Here is a 20567-nt window from a genome sequence, read left to right on the forward strand (position 1 = left end):
CTTCCTTTCAACAAGTGCAAGAAAGCCGACCCTTTGTTATGCTTCTATATCAATTCGATATGTTTCAAACCAATGATGAATCTGTGCCAAATGGGCAATGAGCTGTGGGCCTTTCATTAACTGACCATACCAAGGAACCTGGAAAGAAGCCCCTTCCGTTTCAATCAGCTGTTTTAATTGATGTGGAACTAAAAATTCATGAAGCACAGAATCCTTTTGCGCGAGACAATCTGTTAACATCTCTTTTACCGCCTGAGTATAAGCAGGATGATGTGTTTTCGGATAAGGGCTCTTCTTGCGATAAAGCACTTCATTCGGTAAAATTCCCTCTAATGCTTTTCTCAAAACCCCTTTTTCCCGATTTCCATACATTTTCATTTCCCAAGGAATATTCCATACATACTCAACAAGACGATGATCTGCGAATGGAACACGTACCTCAAGGCTCGCCCCCATGCTCATACGATCTTTTCGATCCAGCAGTGTTGTCATAAACCAAATCATATTTAAGTAAAAAAGTTCTCTTCGGGCTTTATCTACTCCAGTTTCCCCATCTAAAAGAGGGGTTTCTGCCACGGTTTCTTCATATTTGCTTTGCGCATATTCCTTCAGTGATAATTTCTTTTGCCATGAGTCTTGAAGAAGCTGAATGCGTGCTTCCGTTGATCTCATCCACGGAAATCCATTGGTTTCGCTTGCCATGTGAAACCATGGGTAACCTCCAAAAATTTCATCTGCACATTCACCTGATAAACCGACAACAAAATCCTTTTTAATTTCTCGGCAGAACCATAGTAAGGAAGAATCAATATCTGCCATCCCCGGCAAATCTCGCACTTCAACCGCTTCTTTCAAATAAGAAGCCAGCTCTTTTTGCCCAATGATACAGCTATGATGATTCGTTTGAAACGCTTTGGTCATTCGATCAATCCACGGGCCGTCAGCATTCGGCTGAAATTGACTTGCTTCAAAGAATTGATCATTTCCGTCGTAATCAATGGAATACGTATGCAGCGGGGCTTTCCCTATTTTCTCAAAGTGCTTGGCGGCAATGGCCGTAATGGCACTAGAATCCACTCCGCCCGATAAAAACGTACATACAGGCACATCTGAGACGAGCTGTCTTGTAACAGCATCCGTAAAGAGTTCCTTCACGTGCTGAGCGGTGTCATCAAGCGAATCTGTATGCTGCTTGCTTTTGACATTCCAGTACCTCCACACACGCAAACCATCTTTTGAAAAGGTTAGGGCATGAGCAGGTCTCAGCTCTTTCACCCCTTTAAATACGCCTTGCCCTGGTGTTCTAGACGGCCCTAAACCAAAGATTTCTGATAACCCTTCATGATCCACTTTGGCTTTCATTTCAGGATGAGCTAGAAGTGCTTTGATTTCTGAGCCAAACAAAAAGGAATGATGACGTTCTGTATAGAAAAATGGCTTGACACCGAGCCGGTCTCTCGCTGCAAATAATAATTCACGCTCACTATCCCAAATGACAAATGCAAAAATTCCATTAAAATGGGTCACACACTCTTCCTTCCATTCTGTATAGGCGTGAAGAAGAACTTCTGTATCAGAATGCCCAAGAAAGCGGTGCCCCCTTTTGAATAATTCTTTTCGTATATCCTCCGTGTTATAGAGTTCTCCATTGTATACCACCGTATAATCATGGTGTTGATGGGTATATGTCATCGGCTGCTTTCCGCCTTCAACATCGACAACGGCTAACCGTTTATGGCCGAAAAGAACGTGCTCACTTTTCCACGTATTTGTATCATCCGGCCCTCGTTTAGATAATGTATCTGTCATTTGATTGATTACATGATCCTGTTGGATGAGCTGCTTTTTAAAGTCTGCCCAGCCTGTTATTCCACACATCATCATCAGCTCCCATCCGTTTTTCATCAAGTGTTCTCATTTAGCCTTTCTTAGTTTATGCATCGGCTCCTTGATAGTTGATTTGTCCTTTTTTCCCCCTGTGTATAGGACAAGCTTCATTTGGTAAGAAAAGAAAGAGGAAAGGAGGTTTTGCGAATGGAGAACCGAATGACATATCTTCAGCAAAACCACCCAAAATGGTGTAACGGGTACTTACTGATGGAAAACGGTCATTGTCTGATTGAAGACGAAGAAGGAGACATCATGCTGCCTGAAAGCCTTCAAAGTTCTATGATCTGTTTGAAAGAAAAGGAGCGATGGACAAAAGGAGAATTGCTCGGGTCTGTCGTTCTTTGTGAGAATGGGAAGTTGATGGAGGTAAAAGGCGGTGAACGCATTCAATATACAGCGTCTCTTTCTAAAGGGTGGCTTGATTTGCTCATGTTCGTACCGGAAAGCGTCTTTTATCAGATCATTGACTATGTAGAACAGCTTGGCTTTTCCGTCTATGATTGTGTCTTCTCTTCCTTCCACCCTTCTCATCGCGTGTCTTTTTTTCAGTTTTCAGGAGACATGCAATCACTTGCCCTTCAATGCCACCATCATTCGGGTACAAATCAAGTTCAATTGGAATGGACGACGTCTGACGGTCACCGGCTGATGTCTCAGTTTGATCTCACATAAAAAGGGCACTGCTTTTGATAAGCAATGCCCTTTTTATCTTAAAAGATATGGAAACCGATCGGCAGACGTAAGCCGAGAAGAATGGTCACAATAGCAACCACGATAAAACCAATGAATACACCCGTCACCGATTTTCCTTTTTTCTTGCGTACAAGGACCATTTCCATGAAACCAATCACAAGAATACCAAGTATCATTTTTCCAACATACTCGCCCCCGTAACCCGGGATTTTCATTCCTGTGCGAACATACAGCTCTACGCCTGTTGCAATAATAATCAAGTAGAACAGTCGTACGATCATATGCACAATTTTAGCGCCTTTATCGTTTTTACCTGCTAATGCAAAGGCAACGAAAAATAAAATAATACCTAGCACCCACGCTGTAATATGTAAATGTGTTCCCATTTGTGATTTCCCCCTTTATCAGAACAATTACCTTCTCATCGTACCACGAAATAAGTCGAACACAAAGCGACAATCCTGTGTCAACACGCCTTTATTTGACGCGATTTGATAACGTCCCAATTGGTTCAATTGTTACATCAACCTGATCGCCTGAGGCTAAAAATTTTGGCGGTTCAAAACCTTTGCCGACTCCAGAAGGTGTACCTGTTGCAATGATGTCTCCCGCTTCCAGCGTCATCCCTTTTGAAAGAGTTGACACAATGTCTTCAATTGGGAAGATCATTAATTCTGTACTGGCAGACTGACGAACCTCTCCGTTTACCTTTGTTTCCACATGGAGTGCTCCATGATCCTTGATCACTGACTTGTGAACGATATAAGGTCCCATTGGACAAGTTGTATCTAAGCTTTTTCCGATGAAAAATTGTTTGTGTTTTTTCTGCAAATCTCTTGCCGTTATATCATTTAAAATGGTGTAACCGAAAATGTAATCGTGGACCTCTTCTGGAGCAATATTCTTTCCTGTTTTGCCAATGACAATGGCAAGCTCCCCTTCGTAATCCAATTCACTTGTCACATCTTCATGTAGAAGAATGTCCGCTTCATGCCCTACAACAGAGGTAGGCGCCTTTGTAAAGATCATCACGTCTTTAGGAATATCTGCCGCACTTCCCATTTCCATGACGTGATCTTGATAGTTTTTCCCAACACACATGATGTTTTTCGTTGGTTTTGGAATCGGTGCATGGAGTGTCACGTCCGAAAGCGGATAGACATAAGAGCCGCGGTCTTCTTCTTTTTTCTCCGCCCAATCAAGAAGCTGTTTGACGTGTTCGACAAACTTGTCCCCCATGTTGATGCATTCAGATAAAGAGTTTGGCAATGTCTCCAGCTCAAATAGTTTTGCTTCTGCCTTTTTGACGTCCATCACCCATTCATCATCAATGACGACCCCGATAAACAATCTGTTATGTATCTCACCTGTAAAAAACTTCATGTTTTCCCCTCACAATCTTCATTTCACTACATTATGATGTCTCATTTTTATTTCTCTACGAAATAAAAAAAACCCTTTTTTATCATACTCTCTTTTAAAAAGGGTTTCAAAAATGAAGACCTGACATTTAGCGGTAGCGTCGATACTCCCACATATTCCCTTGATCCCATTTACGATCAACATTTCCTTGATGGCGGGAATGATGTTTTTTCTTTCCGCATCTTCGGCAAGAGTGACTCCGTTTGTGGTGATGAGAACGTTTAGATCGATGGCTGCGGTGTGATTTGCGGCAGCTTTTCTTATGATGTGATCTGTGTTTGCTGCGGCATGATTTTCTTGGTTCACTCTTTTTGCTGCGGCAAGACTTTTTGCTTTTATACGACTTTTTACTTTTGCATGGTTTCTCGCTCTTTACACTTTTCTTTGAACAGCGACTTTTTTTAGAGCGATAGCTTTTATGGCTTTTTTTGCTGCGATGTGACTTACGGCAGCCTCCTCCACCAAAGAACCAGTGACGGCGATTTGAATGACGAGAACGAGATGATTTGTGCGAATGTCCCGATTCTGGTTCACGATCTAAGTGTTGATCACGCCCCTCACTTCGAAGTGAATCAACTGCATGTTCAATATGCGAATGATCAAATGTGCTCACGAACAATTCCCCTCCCAAACTGTGCTCTGACAAAACAAACAGACAAAGCTGTTTATCTTCTCTGCTTTATGTTACGAGACTCGATAGACAAGTGTTCTTGGCGAATGCCTCTTTCTTAGAAAACTCCATGAATACCTACCAGAAGGTACAGGACATTCCTTCAATTTCATATAGTGGAGGAGAATAGGAGGGTGATGAATGCATGGACACAGAACCTTTAAAACAACTGGATATCTGGATTCATCCAAAAGATCTCATGGAATTAAAAAAGGACGTATGGAACGATGAACCCGTCGAGGCCATTCTGAAAACCGGCCAAACGAAGTCACATATTTATGCCTCATACCGAGGATCACACATCCGAAAGCTCAAGAAAAAATCCTATCAAATTGAATATCGAAAACCAAAGCAAAGACAAGGCGAATCCCTTTTTCACTTAAATGCAGAGTACAATGATCCTTCTTTCATTCGCAACAGGTTGTCTTTTTATTTCTTTGAACAAATGGGTGTGTTCAGCCCGTCCGCTTCTCATGTGTTTCTGACCATTAATGGAAGAAAAGAAGGCATTTATTTAAAAATAGAATCTGTAGATGAGCTGTTCCTCCAAAAACGACAGCTGCATGGAGGCGGCATTTATTATGCTGTAGATGATGACGCCAATTTCTCTCTTTTAAGTTCATTTGATAAAAAGCCAAAAAAACATCTTCTTCTCGGTTATGAGAAAAAAACGGGAACTCCTGAACACGACAAGCAGCTGAGTGAATTTATTTACTTTTTGAACACCGCAAGGGACGACACGTTTGCAAATAAGATTGAGCAGTATCTTGATGTAACACAATATTTCCGCTGGCTCATTGGTGTCGTGTGTACCCAAAATTTTGATGGCTTTGTTCATAACTATGCGCTTTATGTGAATGATCAAGGAAGGTTTCAAGTAATGCCTTGGGATTATGATGCGACTTGGGGTCGTGATATTCACGGAGAAGAAATGGCGTTTGATTATATTCCAGTCAGCGGCTTCAATACATTAACAGCTAGATTACTAGACATCCCTGCATTTAAAAGAGACTATTATGCCCTTTTCCAGCACATACTAGATACACATTTTTTAGAAAAACGACTTCTCCCCATCATTGAGACATGGCATGCTTCGATTGAGCAGCGAATTGGAGATGATCCATATACAAAAAACCGACAAGACATGCTGCGTTCAGAGCGAGAATTAATCCGACAGTATATCAACAAAAGACGACGTTATTTACAAACTGAGATTAAAAAAGAGACATCGCGCCTGTAAAGACACTTTCGAATTTTGTCACTTTAGTTCTCATATTGACGAAAGAGCTTTTTTTATAGAAAAATAGGGTATACTAACCATATCCTTCTATTTGATAAAAAATGTGAGAGTTGGCGTCCGTTATGATCAATTATGAAATTGAACAAAAAAGATTACATTTGATTGAGACCGCAAAAAAATTCGGAATGAATGCCGAAGAAACCATCAGGTGCAGTCAAGAGCTTGACACACTCTTAAATAAAGGCATCAAAACCACCTCTAAAGAATGCTCGAATAAAGGGTAAACCATACACTTCATTCCTCTCATCAAAGTTCTTCAAAAAGACAATCACATATTAAAAGACCCATCATAAGCTATGGTGAAACGCCCAAAAACGAAGTGCCCTATTTTTCTAAAGGATGTGCACCGCTATGCCGGCTATTGTTGGAGCCTTTAAAGTAAATGCCGTCGGAACGAGCGGAGTCGTTCATGTTGGAGACTGCATCACCATTTCTCCAAATAGTCAGGTTAAAACGTTTGCTGGCGCAGGCAGTTTTAACACTGGTGATCAATTACGCATTAGCAACTATAAAAGTGTGACAAATACGTATGATAGTGATGTCATTGATCAACCGCTTGTTGGTAACTTGTAAGGAGTGAGAATCCGTTGAACTTCTATATTAATCAAGCGATACAAATTAATTACTTACGTGTGGAGTCTGTGAGTAACTCATCCGTTCTGCAAATCGGCAGTGCTGGATCAATCAAAGCACTCTCCAATCTGTATAACACTGGTAGCTACGTAGAAGCAGCACCTGCCGCAGCAGGCACACAAGGAATTGAAGAGTCTCAAGGCGCAAGCACGGCACCTTTTGTACCGCTTCAGTCACCAACAACATAAGTTCATCTGCAATCCCCGGAGGTGTATGCATATGTATGACTATCAAAACAGCGCTTCACAAATGTATGGCATCATTCAAAAGCAAACACAGCAAATCATGATGCTTGAAAAAAGGCTTAACGAGCTTCAGCAGGAAATGCAAATGATCAAAGATAAACCGACAACAACGATTGAACGGATTGATTATCAATTTGATCAACTGAAAATCGAGCGGCTGGAAGGCACATTAAATATCGGCCTCAATCCATCTGATCCAAATAGTGTTCAAAATTTTGAAGTGGGCCAAACAACAACCCCGGGAATTGGAATGATGCAGCAAGAAATGGCTGATCAATTTTTCAATCAAACACGCCAGCTTGTCGATGCATTCTTAAATGAAGAAGCACCGCAGCTTCTTGAAGAACTAGAGCAGCGATACGAAGGCTCGCTTGATGAAAGCAACAAGCACCATATCATTGAGGACATTCGAAAACAAATAGACAGCAGAATCAAATATTATGCCGGGCAGCTGCCACAAAGGGAAGATATGACCCCGCTTCAACGTTCCGAGCAAATTGCTGAATACGTGAAACATGATGTCAAACGGGCAATCGAGCACTTTTTAGCCCATATTCCAAATGAAACGAAAGGAGAGGAAAACGGATGAATTTCACAGTCGTCAACCGCAACATCGAAACTGGAAGCATTAAAGTAGTTGGGGTATCGTCCTCCTCCCTATTTATTATCGGGGACACGGACCATGTACAACTGTCATCGATTTTCGATACACCGCCAGAATCATTAATTATTGGCCCGTTTGTTCCTCTAGCCCCTCGATAATGATTAAGCGCACATCTCAAGTGAAGTTCTCGAAGGTGAATTCTGTCGGGATTTCAAGTGTTGTTCAAATTGGTGATACACAGGAGCTCTGCCCGAACGTGAAGGTGCTAGCTGTCCAGCGAACGATTAGTTTATTTTATGGAAATGAAGCTGAAAACCTAGATGCAAAAGAATTTGAAGTGTATTATGAGCCGATCCCATTGATGCTGCCAGAACGAGCGGTTAGAACGGCCTTTTATCATGAAAAGCCTCTCATTAAAGTGTCGTCCATTCATGTAGAAGGGGTCTCTTCCTCCTCTATCTATCAAATTGGCTCTACGTGCGGAATAAATGCCGTTGCGCGAGTGAAGCATATTCGAGAGTTATTTAGCAACAATGACGAACATCCGCCAAACTCACAATTGGACCTACCTGCGCATATGATGGTGATATGACTTCGAATAAAGGATGTCGATTATGCCAGCAATTGTCGGACCCATTTACATTAACTCGATTTCTGGGGGCGTCGTAAACGTCGGTGACTCATTTTATCTTTCGCCTAAAAGTTCTTCAAAATCTGCTTTAGGCTCTGGAGCGGGGAATACCGGAGATTTCTTGATTTTAAATAATGGCATTAGCGCCACCAACTATGTGGATCCTGACTTAAATGATCAGAATATGGTAGGCAATGCATAAAGCGGCTCCTCTACACTCATTTCATTTAGAGGAGCGCTTTTTTATGCTTATTTCTTTCTGCGTTGTCTTGATTTCTTTGTCTTGACCAGCTTGCTTGCCGGCTGCTTTCTAATCCATTTGATGTACGGAACAAGCTTTTCATCTTGTCTTAGGGCATCCAGCGTATTCAAACGTGCGGCAAGCTCCTGGTTTGTATAAAGAGCATGTACCTGTTTATGGCAAGGGATACACAGGAAGGCAGTCGGTAGAAAGGCCCCTCCTTCTTCTCTTGGCGTTAAGTGATGTTCTGTAAGGACGACCTCTTGTCTTCCGCACAGCTCACATAATCCAATCGTTTGCTTTGCCATCCTGAGATCACCTCACTTTACATTAATTCCATCGAGACTGTTGTTCCTTTCCCGCTTGGATCTGCTGGGTGGACAATCAGTTTCTTTGGCAGTCTCATCTTTAATTCTTCCACATGGCTGATCACACCAACAGCTAAATTTTGAGATTGTAGCTTCTCTAATGCTGTAATCACCGTATCTAACAAGTCTTGATCGAGTGTACCAAATCCTTCATCTAAGAAGAAGAATTGCAGCGGGAACTCACCTCTCAGCTGAATTTGTGCAGACAGAGCAAGGGCAAGTGCTAAAGACGTCAGGAAAGTTTCTCCCCCAGACAAGCTGGATACCGGACGTCTGACACCTCCATTGGCATCATCCCGCATCACAAAACCGCCCTCTGAATCGACTTCAATGGCATACCTTTGTCTTGTCAAAATTCCAAGACGATGAGAAGCATCACGGCTGACACTTTCTAGCTGTTCTTCTGCTAGGAACTCAACAAATGTATTCCCTTTAAACACCGTTTGAAGCTTATCCAGCCGGTCAATTTCTTGTTGCAGTTCTTCAAGACGTACATGAATGCTTGCAAAGCGCTGATGGTTTGCTTCAATCACTCGCAGATGCTCCTGTGCAGATCCACTCAGCGCTGTCGCTTCTTCAAGCGCTTTTTCCGCCGCTTCTTTTTTTAGTTGAATGTCTGTCCACTCGTCTTCATCCAGCGACTCACCTTTTAACAGTTCAGAAATTCGCTTTAAGTTTGCTGCACATTGCTTTCTTTTATCCTCAAATTCCTCAATTTCCTGTTTGACTGTAAGACGTACAGATCGATCCATTAAAGCAGGTGCTATCTCCTGAGGATGAGCAAAAGGAGTAGATGCTGTTTCTTTTTGCCACGCTTTCTCAGCTTCTTGTTTTCGCCGCTTCGCCTCTTGAAGCTGACGTTCACTGCTTGAGAAATGGCTTTGTGCCTCACTAAATAATTGCTGTGCATGCTTAAATTGCTCGTACGATTGCTGTTCTTTTTCATTTAGATGAACAAGAGATTGTTGAACTTCGTCCAGTTCATCAGAAAGAGAAGCTTTTAAAGGATATCGCTGTAAATCTGTTTCATATTGATCGATCAGGTGTTGCTGGCTTCCCAGCTGATGCGCCAACTTATCGAGTTCCTTCTCTAGATTGTATATGGCTGTTTGCAGATGCTCTTTTGCCTGCTGTTTTTCCTCTAGAAAAGAAATACTCTTCTCAATACGCTCTTGATAACCTTCCGCTTGTTGATCCTTTTCGTCAATTTGTTGCTGCATTTCCTGCACTTGGTTGATTGTCAGGTGAGGAAAGGTCTGTTCAAATTGCGTCAGTTGTTCGGAAAGCTCAGATCGAAGCTCCTTGATCAGCATGTCTAGTTCTTGTATGCGCTGCTGCTCAAATGTCAGTTGATCTTTTACTTTGCTCATTTCTGCCGCTTGATCATAAGTGACGTCCATTAAACGAGCTCGTTTGCTTTCGATTGCTTGAATATCTTGTTTTACGCCTTTCCATTCTTGAATCAGCTGGTGCAAAGACTGCGGATTCTGTACTGCTTCTACTGCTGCAGCTACTTCCGAATCAGGGGCTTTTTGAGATAAAAAGGAGAACTGTTTAACTAATTGATTGGCATGCGTTTCAAGCAGCTGCTTTGCAGCATACATGTCTCTAGCATATTCCTCTGCCAACTTGAGCTCTTTATCCATTTTTACAATCCATTCATCAATTTGGGCAACCGTTTCTTCATGGTCATTGTCTATCACAGCCTTTGGATCATGATGAATCGATCCACAAACAGGACATGGTTCACCGTCTACTAGCTCTGCCGCTAATTCTTTTCTTAATTCTGCCGATCTGACAACATCACGCTGTTTTAATTTTTCTTGTTTTTTGTCCTGCTCTTTATGACTCCATTCTGTAAGACCTCGTTCAAATTCACATACATAAAAATACAATTGCTCTATCGCTTGAAACGATTGATTTATTTTTTCATGATGATCTTTTTGCTGTTTTTGAAGCTTTTCATACGATTGTGTCGCCTGTGCTGAACGCTGTCTTAGCTTCTCAATCTTTTGTTCTTCCTTTTGAATGCTCACATTCATTCTTTGAACATTTTCACTGAAACGAAGTGCGTCTTGTACAAGTTTCCGCTCTTTGACAGAGACTTGTAATTGTTCCAGCTCATGCTTCAACTGTGTTTGTTTCGCAAGCGCACGCTCTAATAAAGATTGCACGTTTTCGGCTTCCGCTTTTTTTTGAGTCAATTGCTGCGCTTTTTCATGGTTTTGCTGCTCTAGTACGGTCTTTTCCTGAAGTGCTGTTTCTTTTTTTCGTTCAATTTCTTTTAATTGAATAAGCTGCTCTTTCTTTTGAAGAAGCCCTGGCTCATTTTCCATTTTCTTTTGCCGCGTTTGCTCATACTCCTGCGTCATTTGATCATAGATCGTTCGTTGATGAAGTAAATGTTTTTCTGCTTCCTGCTTCTCTTTTGATGCTTGAGAGAGCTGCTTTTCAGCCTTTGTTAATGCATCCGCATAAGGCTTTAATGTCTCTGCCTGCTCTGCAATGTGAAGTTGATTCTTTTTCTCTTCCATCGTGGATGCCAGCAGATTGAGGTTGTGTTGTTCCTTCTCGTACGCTTCTTGTTCTTTTTGATACTGCCAGATGGCTTGCGCTTTTGTAAAAGCAGTGAACGCTTCGTCCCGCGTTTGTTTTTTCTCATAAAAAATGGCTTGCGCCTGCGCAGCTGCTTCTTTAGCTTTCGCTAATGCCTCTGGACCAGCTTCTCCTAATCCAGTCAGTTCAGCCAGCAGTTCGTTTTTCTGTCCATAGTGATTTTGAGCCTTTGCGCGTAAACGTTTGACGAGCTGATCACCATATTTCTCCAAATTAAACAAACGCTGCAGCATTTGGCGTCTGTCGGCTCCTTTCAATGAAAGGAATTCCGCAAACTTTCCTTGGGGTAAAACAACCGCTCTCGTAAAATCGTCAATGGTTAAACCAAGTAATTCTTCTATTTTACGATTGACCTCACTCGCTTTATCTGCAAGAACTGTCTGCGTATCACCAATTTCAATCAATCGGCATAACGTCGTTCTAACCTTCATTTCATCTGCCCGTTTAAAGGCACGTTCCACTTTATAAGAAATATGGTGTTCCTTTTGCAAAGCGAACGTAAAGGAGACAGACAGCTTTTCTTCAGCTTGGTTCAAAATACCATGCGTATTATTGAGTGCACGTTCGACCTTGCCATAGAGTGCGAGTGTCATGGCATCTAATATGGACGATTTTCCGCTTCCAGTCGGTCCGAAAATACCAAACACACCTGCATCACATAAGGAGCTAAAGTCAATGGTTTGCTCTTCTCTGAAGCTATGAAGTCCTTTAATGGTTAGCGTGATCGGCTTCAATTCGCTTCCTCCTCTTGCATGTCATTGGCAAGCTCTAAAAATAGCTTGACGGTTTTTTCATCAGGTAGACCTCCACCTGTCTGACGCTCATAAAATTTCACGAACCGCTCTTCAATCGAGAGCTTTTCCACTTGTTTTTGTTCTTCTTTTTGCTGTAACTCTTTAAACTTTGGTCTAATATGGACAAATCCACTATGCTGTTTTCTAAGCTGATGAATTTGTTCGATCGACAGCTGATCTGTTAAGTGAATCTCTAAATCAATCCAGGCTTGAAGATCCCGCTTTTCATCCAGCCAATTGTGTACTTGGCTCAGCCCTTCAGTCGCCTTCCACTTCATAAGTGGTTTACCGCTTGATAAAAACACTTCTTTCCAGCTTGCTGTTTCATTCGGTTTTGCATCCACAATGGTGACTGATTTGGCGTAGCCTGCTTCAGAAAAGCTGTATGCAAGTGGAGATCCAGAATAGCGGGCAATCGTTTTGGCACGTTTAATGGTTTGGGGGCGATGCAAGTGCCCCAATGCGACATAACAAGCCGCCTCAGGCAGACTTTCGGCCGCAACGGTATATGCGCCTCCCACTTCAATCGGCCTTTCCGAATCCGTTTGACTGCCACCTGCCACATAAATATGACTTGTTGCGATATTGACCGTATCCGCCTGAAATTGGCTGCTTAAATGTTGAAACATTTGTTGTATTTTTAAATTGTACTGATCACGAAGCAGTTTCTCTTCAAATGTTTCAGCCAGCACCTCGTTTAGCCTTGCTTCAGACGGGTAAGCGAGTGCTGCAATAGATAGACGTTCACTTGCAGAAGAAACATCGACATGAATTAAATCATTTGTCGGATATCCAATTAAATGAATCCCCTGCTCATTCGTTAAAGGAGATGCGGCTGATAAACGGTCTGGGTTATCATGGTTGCCAGAGATCACAACCACCTGACGCTTTCCTTTATCAGATAATGCAGACAAACTTTCATAAAAAAGCTGTTCTGCGCGAGCAGGAGGGTTCACTGTATCAAAGGCATCGCCTGCCATCACAACGACATCAATGTGTTCATCCTTGACGATTTGATTTAATTCATCTAAAAACTCAGCCTGCTCCTCAAGCCGGCTTCGGCCTTCAAGGGTTTTCCCTAGATGCCAATCCGCTGTATGCAGAATCCTCATGTGATTCACCTCTCATTCATTCCACCTATAAAGAAATTTCTAGATTTCCATCAAAGAAATAAAGGATTTTCTCCTCTAATGTTCTGTTTGTTAAACGTTCTACCGCTGCTGAATACAACGATATTTGCGTTTCATAGCGTTTTTTTAACATCGCTTCAGCTTCCTCTAATCCACCTGAGAATCTGCCAGTCACTCGATCTGTTTTATAATCAAGTAAATAGAGCTTGCCATCTGCTTCAAATAAACAATCAATCATTCCTTGAATGAGCACAGGTTCACCTTCTGTATCAATATGACTGTATACCTCTTTAACCGGTAAAACCATACTAAACGATACTTCTCGTTTCACCCAGTCCGCATTCCGCAGTTTTTGACCAATAGCAGTAGAAAAGAAGGCCACAATTCCTTCTCGATTGATGGACTGGATTTGTTCATCTGTTAGTAAGTCTTTCTCTTTTAAAGAATGGAGCAGCTCTTCTACACGAGATTCATCATATGGTTCATTTGAAGGAAGAGGAATATGCTGCATGACTGTATGCATGGCCGTCCCTTGTTCTGCGGCTGTGAGTGTTTTTTTCTTCATAAAAGTCGGTCGTTCGTACAGTGTCGCATGAGCTTTTCGAATGGAAGCAGGCACACTGTATTCATCCTGTATTTCTTTCATTCTTTTGATCTCTGAAACTGACTGCTTTGTCCCTACTTGGGAGGCCGCTAAATATGGATAACGCCATGAAAGTCTTTCTTTTACTTCCTCCTCGTAATCGCCATATTCTTGAACAGGCACACCTTCCATTAATGCTTGTACCACTTCGTCTTGTTTTTGTTTTTCAAGTGACATGTCTTCTTGTAGAAGATCGGACGCTTGATGAAAGGTGATAGAAAATGATGATGGATGCAAGAGAACGACTTCTCTCGATTCTTCTAAAAGAGAAGACATCGCTTGATGACGGATAAGAGCAGGGCCAATAAAATCTAAGTATGTTCTCGCTTGATATCGTTCAAAATCAGGGAGGAGCCAGTCGTCTCCGTTTGCGGCATTTTGCCACTTGCTTAAAGCTTTCACTTGATTTTTGACAGAGCCGACTAAAAATAATTTTTCCTTCGCCCTTGTGAGCGCCACATATAGAACCCTCAGTTCTTCAGATAATAACTCTTTTCTCATCTTTTTTTTCATCGCGATCAGCGGTAATGTTGCATAACTAATTCTCAGCTCAGGATGAATATATTTGCTGCCAAAACCTAATTCTTTATCGAGCAAGTAGGACTGGTTTAAATCCATCATGTTAAAGTTCCTGCCAAGTCCTGCAGTAAATACAACAGGGAATTCGAGTCCTTTACTGCTATGAATGGTCATCATGCGGACAACATCCTCTGTTTCACTGAACGTTTTTGCCGCTCCAAGATCATCTCCACGCTCTTGCATTCTTTCAATAAATCGAAGAAATCGAAACAGCCCTCTAAATGCAGCCTTTTCATACTGTTTCGCTCGATCATATAAAGTCCGAAGGTTTGCCTGTCTTTGCTTACCTCCTGGCATCCCGCCGACATAATCTAGATATTGTGTATCTCGGTACACTTCCCAAATCAGTTCTGCTACCGAATGCTGAATCGAAAAATCACGCCATTTGCGTAATTGAAGGAAGAATCGCTCCAGCTTTCTGCATGTCGGATGATCAGAGTGTGTCACACTCATAAATGCCTTCACAGCGTCATAATAAGTGCCTTTTTTATCACTGGTTCTAATCAGTGCCATCTCATTTTCGTCTAAATGAACAAGAGGTGACCTTAAAACAGCAGCGAGCGGAATATCTTGATATGGATTATCAATCACTTTTAACAAAGAAAGAATGACAGATACCTCTGTCGCTTCGAAATAGCCTGAGGAAAGATTCGCATAAACAGGGATTCCCTGCTTCTTCAACTCTTCCATCATTTGCGGAGCCCACGGCATTGAGCGAAGCAAGATCACAATGTCTCGATACTGCAAGTTGCGGGTCAGCTGCTGTTTTGCATCGTACACTTGAAAAGGCTGTTCTACCAATTCTTTTATTTTCTTTGCAATCACTCTCGCCTCAAATTGTACCGTCTCTAGCTCTTCTCGTTCTTCATCGCTTTCTGTGTCGTGCTGATCTAAATGAACAAGAAGCATTTCTGTCGTCGTATCTTCGCTTTGCGGATAACTCGCTCCAAGCTTTAATTCAGCTTGTTCGTCATATTCAATTTCTCCAACTGTTTCTCCCATCAGCTGTTTGAACAGAAAGTTGGTACTGTCTAATACATCAGCCCGGCTACGGAAGTTTTTATTTAGATCAATTCTTTTACCTGTTTCTTGGCTATCTGCTTTAAATTGTTTATATTTATTTAAAAAGAGCATCGGCTCTGCAAGTCTAAAGCGATAAATGGACTGCTTCACATCACCAACCATAAAGCGGTTGCCTTCTGCAGGATGTTTCCCTTTAGACACGAGCTTTAAAATCGTTTCTTGGACAAGATTTGTATCCTGGTATTCATCCACGAGAACTTCTTCAAATTGCTTTTGATAGTATTTAGCCGCTTCTGTTTCAATGAGATTTCCTTCTGCGTCCTGCTTCGCTAAAATGCGCAAACAATAATGTTCTAGATCCGAAAAGTCTACGATTGATTTTTCTTGTTTTGCTCTTTCGAAACGCTCTCCATATTGAATCACAAGCTCTACAAGTGTTTCTACAACTGGCTTCATTTCAGCCAAGCTTTTTAAATGCTGATCGGGACTGCGCATAAAGTATTCATCTTTTAGCTTTTCTAATTGTTTTTTGGCTTGATTGCGTGCATCTGTTGCTTTTTCTAACAGAGCTGGGTCATAGTCATCCCCTTTGCAAGTCTTTAACCTTTTAAAATTGATATTTGGCAAAAGCTTATAAAGTGTACCAAAATCATCTTGATGCCTTATTAATTCATTTACTTGCTCTAAATCATCTATAAAATTCTCTGCTCTCGGTGCTGGACCGCCCGGCTCTTTTGATAAAGCGAGCGCTTGTTCCAGCAGTTCCTGGCAGCTTCTTAAAACGAGAGAAAGGTCCTCTTTGATATATGGATAAAAGGGTAATTCTTCTACCTTTGTCTGTGTATCCACATCATAAAGAGAAAGGAATGCCCGCATCCACTGTTCTGGCGCTGGATGTGATCTAGAAAACTCATAAATTCTTTTGACAAGCCATTGAAGATCTAAATCATGCCGATCAGATGTGTAACGATCAACGAGTTCAAAGAATGACGGCTTTCCAGCCTTATACTCATCCTCAAACAGTTCATCTAACACTTCATCTCCTAATAATTCTCCTTCTGTTTGATCAGCCAAACGAAAACCTGGATCAAGGTCAATCTCATAATAAAAGGTACGGAGAACTTGCAAACAAAAGGAGTGCAAGGTAGAAATATTGGCACGATTCATAAGTGACAGCTGTCTCCGCATATGAAGGGAACCAGGGTTTTTAGATAGTTCTTTTTCAAGTGCTTCAGTGATCCGGTGCTTCATTTCTGCTGCTGAAGCATTGGTAAAAGTCACTACGAGCAACCTGTCCACATCAACTGGCTGCTCCGGCCGAGTCATTTTTCGAATGAGCCGTTCAACCAAGACCGCTGTTTTCCCTGACCCTGCCGCCGCAGCAACAAGAATATCTTGTCCTTCTGAAACGATGGCGTTCCATTGGTCATCTGTCCAAGTACTGTTATTCGGTTTTGGTATTTGCATACTGATCCCCTTCTTTTTTGATCCGGTCTAACATGACATCATCCTTCTCAGAGGTGAGCACCCTAAATTCATTATCTTCTATTGATTCATCAAATTGGCAAATAGACTTAAAGGAGCAAAAGCGGCAAGGGGTTTGATCCCTTAATTTATATGGGTTTATCTCTACCTCACCGCTTGTAATTCTTTCTCCTGCCTCTTCAAAGGTTCGCCGAACGTGTTTTGTGAGAATGTGAAAATGATCTTCACTTAATACCGCAGAGTCAGATCGGAAAGAACCATCCTTTTTCAAACCAGCTTGGATGACTTGTGATCTTCCTGATTCGAGTGTTTGATCCATCAACTTCACTGCTTCCACATCTTCGAGCAATAGACCCTTCATTTTAAATTTCTTCAATATTTCCTGCTCAATTGCATCTTCTCCAAGCGGAATAGGCGCTTGAATCAGCGGGTCATGAATATGGAAGTATAAAATTCCTGCCGGTGTCGCTTCCATGCCAAGCCATTCTTTAGAATACGTAATGGTCAGGTCTAAATAAGTGAGCATTTGCAAGGCTAAACCGTAGTAAACTTCTGCTAGATCAAGCCCCTTCTCACTGGACTTATAGTCGACAATTCTTAATAGAAGTCCTTTTGACCCTTCTGCTTTATCCACTCGGTCAATCCTTCCAACAAGCTCCATCGTGCAGCCGTTTTTTAATTGAAAAGTAAACGGCGGCAGAGGTCCTTGACCTCCAAAACCTAACTCAAGTCCAACCGGAGAGAATCCGCTCACTTTTGCATGTTCGCTTAATATAGAAGACACCCTGATGAGGATTTTTTGAAGCTTTTCTTTTATATAAGCATGCCGATTAGAGCTTAATAAAATTTCTTTTTGCAGACGTGGAGCCAGCTGTTCAATTGCATGCCTTGAGTAGGTCACACAATCTTCCTTCGTTAAGTTTTTCCAATCCTTTTTTTGTTCAACAAGCGTATCTGAAATCAGTTTTAAAGCCGAGTGAAAGAGCTGGCCGATATCAGGTGCTTCTAATTTGTAAAATTGTCGGTCTTTTAGTTTTAGCCCGTGGGAAGCAAAATGAGAAAATGCACATGCATTGAATTTCTCCATTCTTGAAACACTGCCCTGAATATGGTCACCGTAAAGTTCTTTTGTGACATTCGGCTTTAAACGTTTCGCTCTATTGGTAAAGAACAAGCTGGACATGATTTTTTTTGATACGTCACGGTTGGACGAGGTCATCAAATGATTATATACACTCCACCATACGCCGCTGATCGGATATTGATTGAGCCATTGTTGCAGCTGCGAAACGGTATAGGATAACGAGACATGCTCGTTTGTTACAAATTTTAATTGCTCCTGATCATCCAACTGCTCTGGATCTAACACATAGAGGGCTTGCTGATGGTTTGGCATCAGTTCCTCACAATACTTGATGAGGGTCGAAGGCAAAAGAGACCGCCCTTCCGTATCTGAAGCTGAATAGGATAAATACAGGTAGTGCGATGGACTGGACAGCGCTTGATATATCAAAAATTGTTCATCCAGCAGCCGTTCCTTCCCTGTCTCTGCCAGCTCTGCTCCTGCCCGCTTTAACCATTCCCGGTCGTCTTCAGACAATACACTTTCATCAGAGGGCCGTGCAGGTATAACTCCATCATTTACTCCAATGACAAACGTACACTTTACTTGATACATTCTGGATAAATCCATACTTCCGATAAACACTTGATCAAGTGAAGGGGGAATCAAAGCAAACTTGAGAGAGGACAGTCCTGTATCCATCATCTGTTGAAATAATGGAAATGAGAGCTCCTTCTCGCCCAGCATTTCAACAAATTCATCCATCAATTGAATGACAGCATCCCACACTTGCCCATGCTGCATCGCTTCAGCTAACCTGCCTGCTTCTTCTGCCTCAAGCCTTGCTTTTTCAAGCTTTTCTGGCACTTGGGCTTCTTCTAGAAAGACATACACTGCCTCCACCATGTCTCTTAGCTTTTGCGCTTTTTTCAATCTTTTTTGCAATTGAAAGAGAGGCGGAACAATCCATTCTTTTACATCATTTAGCATTTGCTCCATTTCTATTTCTTGATCGGTTTGTCCAAAATCTTCATCTAGTGATTGGAAGCGGCGATAATGAAAGCGTGAACCATTCGTCCAGCGTTCACCTTTTACACCGTAAGCAATACAATAGTTTTCAAGCTGATCCGCCTGTTCTCTCGCTTTGTTTTTGGCGAGTTCAAGCGGAAATAAGAACTCTGTTTTCACACAGCGAAACACCGCCTCATACCGCCAGTTCCCTTTTATGACATCGAGGCTCGAACGAATGAACTCAATGAGCGGATGATACTGCATCGATTCATTTCCATCAATAAAGAAAGGAATATCGTAATCTCGAAACACCTCTTTTAACGTATCTTTATAGTCGTCTACATGTCTTGCAACAATTGAGATGTCTCGTAACCTAAGACCTTCCCCTCTTACTAAATCAAGAATATCTCTCGCTACTCCCTCAATTTCAGCTCGTTTATTTGCACTTTTCGATACGGTAAGGTGAGGCGTTTCTTCTTGGTACGGCTGCAAAGGTCTCTGTTCATATTGATTTTCTAAATAAGCTAGATCTGGGGTATGAAGATGCCGCTTATTTCTCTCCAAAATGTTCTCAGAAATAGCCGCTCCGCACTCTTTGGCCAGCTGATAAAGCTGGGAATATGTCTTACCTGTCATGCGAAATAAATCAAGTTCATTTGGCTGCGTGTCATGATAGGAACGATCCACTGTGAATGCAGCTGTTATTTTTTCGGCATGTAGCAAAAGCTGTTCAATGACAAGAAGCTGCTGGGGGGTAAACTGATAAAAACCATCTATATAAATGTGTGCCCCTCTCAATTCTTCTGATAAAGGAATTTGCTGAGCCAGAAGTGTCAAGTAATCCTCTGAGTGCACATACTCATCTTGCAGATGCTGCTCCATCTGCTGATAAAGAACATGAAGGTCATGCAATTTTTCCGCCGCACGTCTTTCTTCTGTATACTCTGAATGCATGCTGGATGCCGAAATTTTTTCAATATCCTCCGGCATCATACAGTACCTTTTGAATTCAGCCATCGTCTTTTCTATTTGCTCAACAAATCCCGGTTTATCACTCGCCTTTTTGAATACCTTAAACTTGTCTTTCTGTTCTTCTATTACTTTTCTTAAGAGCATTTGAATCCCTGTGCTTGTGACAAATTGACGGTTCGCACCGCCAGTCTGCTGTAATATAGACCAGGCAAGCCGAGTAAAACTAAAGACTTTGGCCCTGATCATTCCACCAGCTTCAGACGTTTTTGCAAGCTCATATTCCATTAAAAATGTCATTTGATCCGGGACTAAAAAAATGATTGGCGGACCCAGCGGATCAAGCCGCAGTTGTTCTTTGATTTCTTCTAGAATTGCAGTCGTTTTTCCACTCCCCGATCTGCCTGCTAAAAACTGAATCTCCACGTTCCACAACACCTTTCTTATGTACTCATATTCTAGCGAAAATAAAGGTAAATAGCTATTTTCCTATCACCTTCCCTTTCTCCTCCGATTGAAAAGAAAATAGGCACCTTTCCCGACTCTTTTCATATCAT

General features: G+C 41.9%; 18 protein-coding genes and 1 pseudogene. 9 read left to right on the top strand and 10 right to left on the bottom strand.

From position 1 onward, the window contains the following. Positions 1–36: 36 nt before the first annotated feature. The gene (gene asnB / locus MHH23_RS15780) at positions 37–1878 is read right to left on the bottom strand and encodes an asparagine synthase (glutamine-hydrolyzing) (RefSeq protein ID WP_340960147.1); all 1842 of its coding nucleotides are present in this window, start codon (positions 1876–1878) and stop codon (positions 37–39) included. A 156-nt stretch (positions 1879–2034) separates the two neighbouring features. Here asnB and MHH23_RS15785 point away from each other — a divergent pair, with 156 nt between their 5' ends. Continuing rightward, a complete protein-coding gene (locus MHH23_RS15785; protein ID WP_100324866.1) occupies positions 2035–2562 on the top strand; it encodes a DUF2777 family protein in 528 nt (175 codons plus the stop codon). 38 nt (positions 2563–2600) lie between these two features. Here MHH23_RS15785 and MHH23_RS15790 read toward each other — a convergent pair whose 3' ends face one another. From MHH23_RS15790 to MHH23_RS20170, 4 genes and pseudogenes are all read right to left on the bottom strand, one after another. Then, on the bottom strand, positions 2601–2969 hold the full coding sequence (locus MHH23_RS15790) for a YisL family protein (protein WP_007499115.1): 369 nt from the start codon (positions 2967–2969) through the stop codon (positions 2601–2603). Positions 2970–3060: 91 nt separating this feature from the next. Next, on the bottom strand, positions 3061–3966 hold the full coding sequence (locus tag MHH23_RS15795; protein ID WP_178897182.1) for a fumarylacetoacetate hydrolase family protein: 906 nt from the start codon (positions 3964–3966) through the stop codon (positions 3061–3063). Positions 3967–3984: 18 nt separating this feature from the next. After that, positions 3985–4272 carry a hypothetical protein gene (locus tag MHH23_RS15800; protein ID WP_375839929.1) on the bottom strand — a complete coding sequence of 96 codons (288 nt, stop codon included), beginning with the start codon at positions 4270–4272 and terminating at the stop codon, positions 3985–3987. Then, positions 4157–4618: pseudogene (locus MHH23_RS20170) on the bottom strand (CotG/ExsB N-terminal domain-containing protein); the annotation flags it as partial. The gene MHH23_RS15800 and the pseudogene MHH23_RS20170, both read right to left, overlap by 116 nt. Before the next feature lie 202 nt (positions 4619–4820). Between MHH23_RS20170 and MHH23_RS15810 the strand changes: the two are divergent. The 8 genes from MHH23_RS15810 (at position 4821) to MHH23_RS15845 (ending at position 8290) form a co-directional block, all read left to right on the top strand. Beyond that, positions 4821–5915: a CotH kinase family protein gene (locus tag MHH23_RS15810; RefSeq protein ID WP_340959810.1), complete on the top strand. Its 1095-nt coding sequence runs from the start codon at positions 4821–4823 to the stop codon at positions 5913–5915. Between the two features lie 122 nt (positions 5916–6037). After that, positions 6038–6199: an aspartyl-phosphate phosphatase Spo0E family protein gene (locus MHH23_RS15815; RefSeq protein WP_008348605.1), complete on the top strand. Its 162-nt coding sequence runs from the start codon at positions 6038–6040 to the stop codon at positions 6197–6199. Between the two features lie 127 nt (positions 6200–6326). Further along, the gene (locus tag MHH23_RS15820) at positions 6327–6548 is read left to right on the top strand and encodes a spore germination protein (RefSeq protein ID WP_003211745.1); all 222 of its coding nucleotides are present in this window, start codon (positions 6327–6329) and stop codon (positions 6546–6548) included. Between the two features lie 14 nt (positions 6549–6562). Next, complete coding sequence (locus tag MHH23_RS15825; protein WP_003210877.1) at positions 6563–6796, top strand: spore germination protein GerPB; 234 nt, start codon at positions 6563–6565, stop codon at positions 6794–6796. Between the two features lie 31 nt (positions 6797–6827). Beyond that, positions 6828–7442 (top strand): spore germination protein GerPC, encoded by a 615-nt coding sequence (locus MHH23_RS15830; protein ID WP_008348607.1) that lies wholly within the window; start codon positions 6828–6830, stop codon positions 7440–7442. Further along, positions 7439–7615, top strand: a complete 177-nt coding sequence (locus MHH23_RS15835; protein WP_003210893.1) for a germination protein GerPD — start codon at positions 7439–7441, stop codon at positions 7613–7615. Before MHH23_RS15830 ends, MHH23_RS15835 begins: the two co-directional genes overlap by 4 nt. Then, complete coding sequence (locus MHH23_RS15840) at positions 7615–8049, top strand: spore germination protein GerPE (protein WP_024720023.1); 435 nt, start codon at positions 7615–7617, stop codon at positions 8047–8049. The genes MHH23_RS15835 and MHH23_RS15840 overlap by 1 nt, the downstream gene beginning before the upstream one ends. Before the next feature lie 22 nt (positions 8050–8071). Further along, positions 8072–8290, top strand: coding sequence for a spore germination protein (locus MHH23_RS15845; RefSeq protein ID WP_003211468.1), 219 nt, complete (start codon positions 8072–8074; stop codon positions 8288–8290). A gap of 47 nt (positions 8291–8337) precedes the next feature. Here the strand turns inward: MHH23_RS15845 and MHH23_RS15850 are convergent, their stop codons facing one another. The 5 genes from MHH23_RS15850 to addB are packed head-to-tail and all read right to left on the bottom strand — an operon-like array spanning position 8338 to position 20436. Beyond that, entirely contained in the window at positions 8338–8637 is a 300-nt protein-coding gene (locus tag MHH23_RS15850) for a hypothetical protein (protein ID WP_017360217.1), read from the bottom strand. A gap of 17 nt (positions 8638–8654) precedes the next feature. Beyond that, positions 8655–12047, bottom strand: coding sequence for an exonuclease subunit SbcC (gene sbcC, locus MHH23_RS15855; RefSeq protein WP_340959812.1), 3393 nt, complete (start codon positions 12045–12047; stop codon positions 8655–8657). Continuing rightward, positions 12044–13219 carry an exonuclease subunit SbcD gene (sbcD, locus tag MHH23_RS15860; RefSeq protein WP_249855776.1) on the bottom strand — a complete coding sequence of 392 codons (1176 nt, stop codon included), beginning with the start codon at positions 13217–13219 and terminating at the stop codon, positions 12044–12046. Before sbcD ends, sbcC begins: the two co-directional genes overlap by 4 nt. Before the next feature lie 25 nt (positions 13220–13244). Then, positions 13245–16949 carry a helicase-exonuclease AddAB subunit AddA gene (addA, locus tag MHH23_RS15865; protein ID WP_340959813.1) on the bottom strand — a complete coding sequence of 1235 codons (3705 nt, stop codon included), beginning with the start codon at positions 16947–16949 and terminating at the stop codon, positions 13245–13247. After that, a complete protein-coding gene (gene addB, locus MHH23_RS15870; RefSeq protein ID WP_340959814.1) occupies positions 16927–20436 on the bottom strand; it encodes a helicase-exonuclease AddAB subunit AddB in 3510 nt (1169 codons plus the stop codon). Before addB ends, addA begins: the two co-directional genes overlap by 23 nt. Between the last annotated feature and the right edge of the window lie 131 nt (positions 20437–20567).

The organism is Bacillus sp. FSL K6-3458 (assembly GCF_038005045.1).
In the GTDB taxonomy this organism is placed as follows: Bacteria; Bacillota; Bacilli; order Bacillales; family Bacillaceae; genus Bacillus; species Bacillus altitudinis.